The organism is Methylobacterium indicum, from assembly GCF_001043895.1.
In the GTDB taxonomy this organism is placed as follows: domain Bacteria; phylum Pseudomonadota; class Alphaproteobacteria; order Rhizobiales; family Beijerinckiaceae; genus Methylobacterium; species Methylobacterium indicum.
The window spans coordinates 1-8,091 of record NZ_JTHF01000256.1 but is presented as its reverse complement, the minus strand read 5'-3'; the positions used below and the strand labels follow the sequence as shown (position 1 = coordinate 8,091).

8 protein-coding genes are annotated in these 8,091 nt (G+C 72.9%); 5 read left to right on the top strand and 3 right to left on the bottom strand.

Going from position 1 to position 8,091, the window contains the following annotated elements:
• Positions 1 to 138 precede the first annotated feature (138 nt).
• Positions 139 to 897, bottom strand: a complete 759-nt coding sequence (locus QR78_RS26125) for an SDR family NAD(P)-dependent oxidoreductase (RefSeq protein ID WP_048430521.1) — start codon at positions 895 to 897, stop codon at positions 139 to 141.
• A 193-nt stretch (positions 898 to 1,090) separates the two neighbouring features.
• Here QR78_RS26125 and QR78_RS26120 point away from each other — a divergent pair, with 193 nt between their 5' ends.
• From QR78_RS26120 to QR78_RS26105, 4 genes are read left to right on the top strand one after another with little or no spacing between them, the layout of a single operon-like run.
• Positions 1,091 to 1,816: a FadR/GntR family transcriptional regulator gene (locus QR78_RS26120; protein ID WP_048430520.1), complete on the top strand. Its 726-nt coding sequence runs from the start codon at positions 1,091 to 1,093 to the stop codon at positions 1,814 to 1,816.
• Between the two features lie 41 nt (positions 1,817 to 1,857).
• Positions 1,858 to 2,868 (top strand): aldose epimerase family protein, encoded by a 1,011-nt coding sequence (locus QR78_RS26115; protein ID WP_053221097.1) that lies wholly within the window; start codon positions 1,858 to 1,860, stop codon positions 2,866 to 2,868.
• The gene (locus QR78_RS26110; RefSeq protein ID WP_048430519.1) at positions 2,865 to 3,740 is read left to right on the top strand and encodes an SMP-30/gluconolactonase/LRE family protein; all 876 of its coding nucleotides are present in this window, start codon (positions 2,865 to 2,867) and stop codon (positions 3,738 to 3,740) included. Before QR78_RS26115 ends, QR78_RS26110 begins: the two co-directional genes overlap by 4 nt.
• Positions 3,741 to 3,749: 9 nt before the next feature.
• The gene (locus QR78_RS26105) at positions 3,750 to 4,958 is read left to right on the top strand and encodes an FAD-dependent monooxygenase (RefSeq protein ID WP_048430518.1); all 1,209 of its coding nucleotides are present in this window, start codon (positions 3,750 to 3,752) and stop codon (positions 4,956 to 4,958) included.
• Between the two features lie 43 nt (positions 4,959 to 5,001).
• Here QR78_RS26105 and QR78_RS26100 read toward each other — a convergent pair whose 3' ends face one another.
• Positions 5,002 to 5,682, bottom strand: coding sequence for a nitroreductase (locus QR78_RS26100; RefSeq protein WP_048430517.1), 681 nt, complete (start codon positions 5,680 to 5,682; stop codon positions 5,002 to 5,004).
• A gap of 110 nt (positions 5,683 to 5,792) precedes the next feature.
• Here QR78_RS26100 and QR78_RS26095 point away from each other — a divergent pair, with 110 nt between their 5' ends.
• Positions 5,793 to 7,094, top strand: a complete 1,302-nt coding sequence (locus QR78_RS26095) for an NAD(P)/FAD-dependent oxidoreductase (protein WP_089504260.1) — start codon at positions 5,793 to 5,795, stop codon at positions 7,092 to 7,094.
• A gap of 7 nt (positions 7,095 to 7,101) precedes the next feature.
• Here QR78_RS26095 and QR78_RS26090 read toward each other — a convergent pair whose 3' ends face one another.
• Entirely contained in the window at positions 7,102 to 8,076 is a 975-nt protein-coding gene (locus QR78_RS26090; RefSeq protein WP_048430522.1) for a glutathione S-transferase family protein, read from the bottom strand.
• Between the last annotated feature and the right edge of the window lie 15 nt (positions 8,077 to 8,091).

Below are 8,091 nucleotides of genomic sequence, written 5' to 3'. Positions count from 1 at the left end.
CGGGATTTCGGCCCCTTCAACATCCGGGTCAACGCGCTCGCGCCGGGCTGGATCATGACCGAGCGCCAGCTGGCGCTGTGGGTGACGCCGGAATCCGATGCCGAGATCAACCCGCGCCATGTTCGGCTGCGGACACCCTCACACCCACCCGCCATCCACGACGTAATGCTGGTTGGTGCATGCCCCCGCCTCCTCGGAGGCGAGGAACACCGCGAAGCGCGCGACATCCGCCGGCACCAGCTTGCGCTTGAGGCACTGGCGCGCGTTGATCTCGGCATCGGATTCCGGCGTCACCCACAGCGCCAGCTGGCGCTCGGTCATGATCCAGCCCGGCGCGAGCGCGTTGACCCGGATGTTGAAGGGGCCGAAATCCCGCGCCAGCGAGCGGGTCAAGCCGATCACCCCCGACTTGCAGGCGGTGTAGGCCGCCATGCCGCCCTGGCCGATCATCCACGAGACCGAGCCGAAATTCACGATCGCGCCGCCGCCCTTCGCCTTCATGTCGGGCAGGACGGCTTGCGCTGCGAAGAACTGGTGCTTGAGGTTCACGGCGATGCGGCCGTCCCAATAGGCCTCCGTCACCTCCTCGGTGGCGTGACGCTCGTCATGGGCGGCGTTGTTCATCAGCACGTCGACCGGGCCGAACCGGTCGCGGATGCGGCCGATCGCGGCCTTGAGCGCCGGAATATCGGTGACGTCGGCATGCTCGAAGGCGACCGAATGGCCGTCCCCCTCCAGCTCGGAGGCGAGCGCCCGCGAGGGCTCGTCCGCGATGTCCAGGAAACCGACCCGCGCCTTCTGCCGGGCGAAATGACGGACCAGCTCCGCCCCGATCCCGGAGCCGCCGCCCGTCACCACCACGACCTTGCCCGCAAGGTCCGGATAGATTGCCGCCACCGCTTCCTCCCTCGAAGCCCGTCGGTCCGCTCGACGCGCTGTAAATCATTTAATATGACTATTGCAGCGGTCCGGCCCTTATCGCGGATTCCTGACGCGCGGGCAAGAGGCCGACACTCACCGGGAGGGCGCAACCGTGGATGGGAGTGGGGCCGCGGCGATTTCGCGCAAGAGATTGTCCGGAAGGCCCGACATGGGCCGGGTCGAGGGGCCGGGCCATGCCCGGGTGGCGCGCATGCTCGGCACCGGCATCGTCGCCGGGGATTACCGCGAGGGCGAGGCGCTGCCGGGCGAGCCGGCCCTGCTGGCGCGCTTCGGCGTGTCGCGCACGCTCCTGCGCGAGGCGATCAAGACCCTGTCGGCCAAGGGCTTGCTGGAAGCCCGGACCCGGGTCGGCACGCGGGTGCGCGAGCGGGCGGCCTGGAACCTGTTCGATCGCGACGTGCTCGCCTGGACGATCGAGGGCGGCATCGACGCGCGCTTCCTGCGCGACCTCGCCGAGATCCGCCTCGCGGTCGAGCCGGCCGCCGCCGCGCTGGCGGCGGAGCGCCGGACCGCCGCCGACCTCGAGCGGCTCGACGCCTGCGTGACGGACATGCGGGCGGCGGCCGGGCTCGATCCGGCCTTCGCGCGGGCCGATCTCGCCTTCCACCTCGCCCTGGCGGACGCCTCCGGCAACGTCTTCATGCACTCGGTCGGCGCCGTGACCGAGGCGGCGCTCGCGGTGCTCTTTCAGCTCAGCCGGCCCACCGACCCGCAGGAGCACGCCGTCGCCTGGCGGGCGCACGCGGCGATCGCGGCGGCGATCCGGGCCGGCGACCCGCCCGCTGCCGCCGCGGCGACCGAGGTCGTGGTGCGCGACGGCCTGCGCAACAGCGCGGCGGCGGTGGAGAGGGCGCCCGGGGCGCCCTACCCTTAAGACCGACCCGCCCCGACCCCGGCTCGCATCAGGACATCCGCATGAGCGACAGAGCGCCCGTCCCCGTCGGCACGATGCCGGACGGCAGCCCGATCCTGGAGGCGCGGCTGTCCGGCGAGGGGCTGGAGGTCGCGATCCTGAGCCTCGGCGCCGTGATCCGCCGGCTCGACGTCCACGGCCGCCCGGTGGTGCTCGGGCGCGATGACCCGCACGACTACGTGGAGAAGACCCCGCAATGCGGCGCCGTCGTCGGGCGCTTCGCCAACCGGATCGCCGGCGGGCGCTTCACCCTCGACGGGGTGACCCACGAACTTCCCCGCAACGAGGCCGGCCGCACCCACCTGCATGGCGGGGCCCGGGGCTTCTCGCGCCGCAACTGGACCTTCACCGAGACCGGGGCGCGCAGCCTCACCCTCACCTACCGGTCGGCCGACGGCGAGGAGGGCTATCCCGGGGCGCTCGCGGTCGCCTGCACCTATGCCATCGTCGCGCCCGGCACGCTGCGCCTCACCCTCACGGCGGCGACCACCGCGCCGACGATCGTCAACCTGACGAACCACAGCTACTTCAACCTGATGCTGCCGCCCGAGGGGCACCCCGCCCCGCCGATCGACGACCACGCGATCGAGATCCAGGCCGAGTCCTACCTGCCGGTCGACGAGGCCCAGATCCCGACCGGCGCGGTCGCTCCGGTCGCCGGCACCCGCTTCGACCTGCGCCGCCCGGTGCGGATCGGCGATCAGGCCTTCGACCACGCCTTCGTGCTCGGGCGCGAATCCGCCGTCGCGCCGCGCCCCGTCGGCCGGGTCACGGCACCGGGCAGCGACCTCGCGCTGACGGTGCTCGCCACCGCGCCGGCGGTGCAGTTCTACGACGGCACCCACCTCGCCAAGGCCGGCCTGGGTTTCGCCGCCCGCAGCGGGCTCTGCCTCGAGCCCGAGGCCTTTCCCGACGCGCCGAACCATCCGGGCTTCCCGAGCGCGGTTTTGCGCCCCGGCGAGACCTATCGCGAGATCATCGCCTACCGGTTCACGAAGGAGACCGCCCGATGAGCGGCTGGGCCGGCATCTTCTGCGACCGCGCCTGCATCCTCGGCGAGGGGCCGGCGGCGCATCCCGGCCTCGGCCGGCTCTACTGGCTCGACATCCTCGGCAAGCACCTGTGCGAGCGGCCGTTCTCGGGCGGCGTCACCACCCTGCACGACCTGCCGGTGATGGCCTCGATGGTGGCGCGGGTCGACGATGCGACCCTGCTGCTCGGCGCCGAGGACGGGCTCTACCTGCGCGACATCGCGACCGGGCGGATGCGGCTCCTGACGGCGCTCGAGGCCGACCGGCCGGAGACCCGCTCGAACGACGGCCGGGTCCATCCCTGCGGCGCCCTGTGGCTCGGGACGATGGGCCGGGAGGCGCAGAGAGGCTACGGCGCGATCCACTGGTTCTTCCGCGGCGCGATGCGGACCCTGTTCACCGGCCTCACCATCCCGAACGCCATCGCGTTCACGGCCGACGGCACGAGCGCGATCTTCGCCGATTCGGAGGCCGGCACGATCTGGCGCATCGACACCGATCCGGCGACCGGCCTGCCGGTCGGCGACAAGAAGGTCTTCGTCCAGGTCCCGGCCTCCGAGGGCGCACCGGACGGCGCGGTGATCGATGCCGAAGGCCTGGTCTGGAACGCCCGCTGGGGCGGGGCCAGCCTCGACGCCTACGCCCCCGACGGCACGCGGGTGCGCAGCATCGCCATGCCGGCCCGCCAGGTGACCTGCCCGGCCTTCATCGGGCCGGAGGCCGACACCCTGGTGGTGACCTCCGCCACCGAGGGCCTCGACCCCGACCGCACCGACGACCGCTTCGCCGGGCGCACCTTCACGGTGCCGGGGAAGGTGAAGGGGCGGTTCGAGCCCGTGGTGCGGGTGGAATAGGTTCAGCGCATGGCTCGCCGCATCCTGATCACCGGCGCCAGCATCGCCGGCACCACCGCGGCCTGGTGGCTCGGCCGCGCCGGGTTCGACGTCACGGTGGTCGAGCGTGCCCCCGCCTTCCGTGACGGCGGCCAGAACGTCGACGTCCGCGGAATCGGCCGCCGGATCCTGCGCGAGATGGGGCTGGAGCGGGCGGCGCTCGATCGCGGCACCGGCGAGGAGGGTACCGCGTGGGTCGATGCCGCCGGCCGTCCCCGGGCGCGCTTCATGACCGGGGAGATGGAGGGCGACGGCCCGACGGCCGAGATGGAGATCCTGCGCGGCGACCTCGCGCGCCTGCTCTTCGCGGCGGCCCGACCCCACGCCGCCTTCCGCTTCGGCGACGTGGTCGAGCGCATCGACGACGGCGCGGAGGCCGCGACCGTCACCTTCGCGGACGGGCAGACGGCCGCCTACGACGCGGTGGTCGTCGCCGAGGGCGTCGGCTCCGCGACCCGCGAGCGGGTGTTTCCGGGCGAGAACGATCCACGCTGGATGGATCTGACGATCGCCTACTTCACGGTGCCCCGCACCCCGGACGACGACCGGCTCTGGCGCTGGTACAACGCGCCCGGCGGTCGCAGCCTGTCGCTGCGCCCCGACCCGCACGGCACCACCCGGGCGATGCTGTCGGTCCACGGTCCGCTGGCCGAGGCGCAGGGCTGGGACCGCGACCGCCAAAAGGCCTTTCTCCGCGAGCGATTCCGCGATGCCGGCTGGCAGGCGCCGCGGGTGCTGGCGGCCCTCGACGCCGCCGACGATGTCTACTTCGACGTGCTGCGCCAGGTGCGGATGCCGCGCTGGTCGCGCGGCCGCGTTGCTCTCACCGGCGACGCGGCCTGGTGCGTCACGCCGCTTGCCGGCATCGGCGCCACCCTGGCCATCACCGGGGCGCGGGTGCTCGCGGGCGAGCTCGCCCGCACCGGCGACGTCCCGGCCGCCTTCACGGCCTACGAGCGGGCGATGCGCCCGATGGTCGAGGAGGCGCAAGGCGTGCCGAAGATCGCGCCGCGGCTGATGCATCCGCGAACCCAGGCCGGCATCCGTGTGCTGCACGCGGTTTTGCGCACGGCGAGCCGGCCGGCCTTTCGCCGGGTGGCGGGTAGGCTGTTCGGTGGGCGTTCGGCCGAGCCGGACTTGTCGCGGTACGAGGATGCACGGGATCATGTGACCGTCTGACGATGGCGGACCGGCGCTGGGATGAACGGGGCCGGGCGTCCGCTCACCCCTCGTGGAACACCGCGTAGCTCTCCACCGGCTCCCGCTCCGCCCGCAGGCGGTTCGCCGGCTCCTCCGGATCGGCGAACCCCAGCGCCATGCCGCACACCACCATCTCGCTCTCCGGGATGCCGAGCTGTCCCCGCACCACCCCGGGATAGCTCGCGATCGCCGCCTGCGGGCAGGTATCGAGGCCGCGGCCGCGGGCGGCGAGCATCAGGGTCTGGAGGAACATGCCGTAGTCGAGCCAGCTGCCCTGCTCCAGGTCGCGGTCGATGGTGAAGACGAGGCCGACGGGGGCGCCGAAGAACGTGAAGTTGCGGCCCATCTGGCGCCTGGCGCCCGCCGTGTCGCCCTTCGCGATGCCGGCGAGCCCGTAGAGCTGCCAGCCGAGCGCCCGGCGCCGGCCGAGATACGGCTCGCGCCAGGTCACCGGATAATATTCGTATTCCCGCGCCTCCGGCATGTCGCTCTCGTGCGCCGCCGAGAGCGCGTCGGTCAGCCGCGCGAGGGCGGCGCCGGTGACGACGTGGACCTTCCAGGGCTGGATGTTGCTGCCGCTCGGGGCGCGGCCGGCGAGCGCCAGGAGGTCGCGGATCGTCGCCGTCGGCACCGGATCGGGCCGGAAGCCCCGGACGCTGCGCCGGCTGGTGATCGCCACGTCCACGGCGTTGGATTCGGTCATGCGGCCTCCCTGGAGGGCCAGTCTAGGCCGGTCCGGCTCCGGCGCCAGCCGTGGCGCCGGACCGCCCGATCGGGCAAGGTGCCGGACCGATTCCAGGACCCGACAGCCCCGTGACTACCGATCCCCGCTCGCACGGCCTCTGGGCGCGCACCGCCCCGCCGGCTCCCGACATGCCGCCGCTACGCGGCGAGACCACCGCCGACGTGGTGGTGGTGGGGGCGGGCTATACCGGCCTGTCGGCGGCTCTCCATCTCGCGCAAGCCGGCGCCCGGGTGGTGGTGCTCGAGGGCGAGACGGTCGGCTTCGGCGGCTCGGGGCGCAATGTCGGCCTCGTCAATGCGGGGCTGTGGGTGAAGCCCGACCTCGTGCCGGCCGCCCTCGGGAGCGAGCGCGGCGAGCGGCTGCTCGCGCTCCTCGGCGACGCGCCGCGCCGGGTGTTCGATCTCGTCGCCCGGCACGACATCGCCTGCGAGGCGCAAGGGGCCGGGACCCTGCACTGCGCGGTCGGCGCCAAGGGCTTGGCCGACCTCGCGGACCGGGCCCGGCAGTGGCAGGCCCGCGGGGCGCCGGTGCGCCTCCTCGACGCGGCCGAGACGGCCCGCCTCACCGGAACGCGGGCCTATGCGGGCGCCCTCCTCGACGAGCGCGCCGGCACGATCCAGCCGCTGGCCTATGCAAGGGGCCTCGCCCGGGCGGCGCTGGGAACGGGGGTGACGATCCATGCCGGCAGCCCGGTGATCGGCGCGACCGAGACCGGCTCGCGCTGGCACGTGACGACGCCGGCGGGCGGCGTGACCGCCGACTGGGTGATCGTCGCCACCAACGCCTATACGCGCGCGCCCTGGCCGGAGATCCGGGCGGAGATCGCCCACCTGCCCTACTTCAACATCGCGACCGCACCCTTGAGCGACAACCTGCGCGGCACGATCCTGCCCGGGCGCCAGGGCGCCTGGGACACCAAGCCGGTCCTGACCTCGTTCCGCCTCGACGCCGCCGGGCGGCTGGTGATCGGCAGCGTCGGCGCCCTGCGCGGGACCGGGACGGCGATCCACCGCGCCTGGGCCCGGCGCACTCTGCGAGCGCTGTTTCCGCAGGCCGCCGACGTGCCGTTCGAATCGGAATGGTACGGCCGGATCGGCATGACGGCGGATGCCCTGCCGCGTTTCCACCGGCTCGCCCGCAACGTGGTGGGCTTCAGCGGCTATAACGGCCGCGGCATCGCGCCCGGCACCGCCTTCGGCGCGGTGCTCGCCGACCTCGTGGCGGGCCGGATCGCGGAATCCGACCTGCCGCTCCCGGTGACCGACCCGACGCCGATCGGATTCCGGACGGTGCGGGAACTCGCCTACGAGGTCGGCGCCCAGGCGGTGCATCTCGCGGAAGGGCGGCGACCGGGCCCGGCCTCGGGCTGAGCGCCGGCTATCCCCCGAACCGCTCGGCCCGCCCGTGCGGCGCATCGTAATCGAGGACGGGCCCGAGCGGGACGATGCCGGTCGGATTGATCGTGCCGTGGCTCTCGTAATAGTGCCGCTTGATGTGGGTGAGGTTCACCGTCGGGGCGATGCCGGGGGTCTGGTAGAGATCGCGCAGATAGGGCGCAAGGTTCGGATAGTCGGCGATCCGGCGCAGGTTGCACTTGAAGTGCCCGACATAGACCGGGTCGAACCGCACCAGCGTGGTGAACAGCCGGATGTCGGCCTCGGTCAGCCGGTCGCCGACCAGGTAGCGTGAGCGGTCGAGGCGGGCGTCGAGAGCATCGAGCTCCGCGAACAGCGCCGTCACGGCCTCCGCGTAGGCCGCTTGCGTCGTGGCGAAGCCGGCCTTGTAGACGCCGTTGTTGACCCGGTCGTAGACCCGGGCGTTGACCGTGTCGATCTCGGCGCGCAGGTCCTCCGGGTAGAGGTCCGGCCCGCCCGGGAAGGCGGCGCCCAGCATCCGGATGATCTCGGCCGATTCGTTCGAGACGATCGTGCCCCGGACCTTGTCCCACAGGACCGGCACGGTGACCCGGCCGGAATAGTGCGGGTCGGCCTTGAGGTAGACCTCGTAGAGCCGCGTCGCCCCGTTCACGGTATCGGGGGTCGCTCCCGGGCTCTCGCCGAACACCCAGCCCTCGGACCCCATCAGCGGATCGACCACCGAGACCGAGATCGCATCCTCGAGCCCTTTCAGCGCCCGCACGATCAGGGTGCGGTGCGCCCACGGGCAGGCGAGCGAGACGTAGAGGTGGTAGCGCCCGGATTCCGCGGGAAACCCGCCCTCCCCGCTCGGCCCCGGCGCGCCGTCTGGGGTGATCCAGTTGCGGAAGGCCGCGTCCTTGCGCACGAAGCGCCCGCCGGTCTCCTTGGTGTCGTACCATTGGTCGTGCCAGACGCCGTCGACCAGAAGCCCCATCGTGCCCTCCTCACC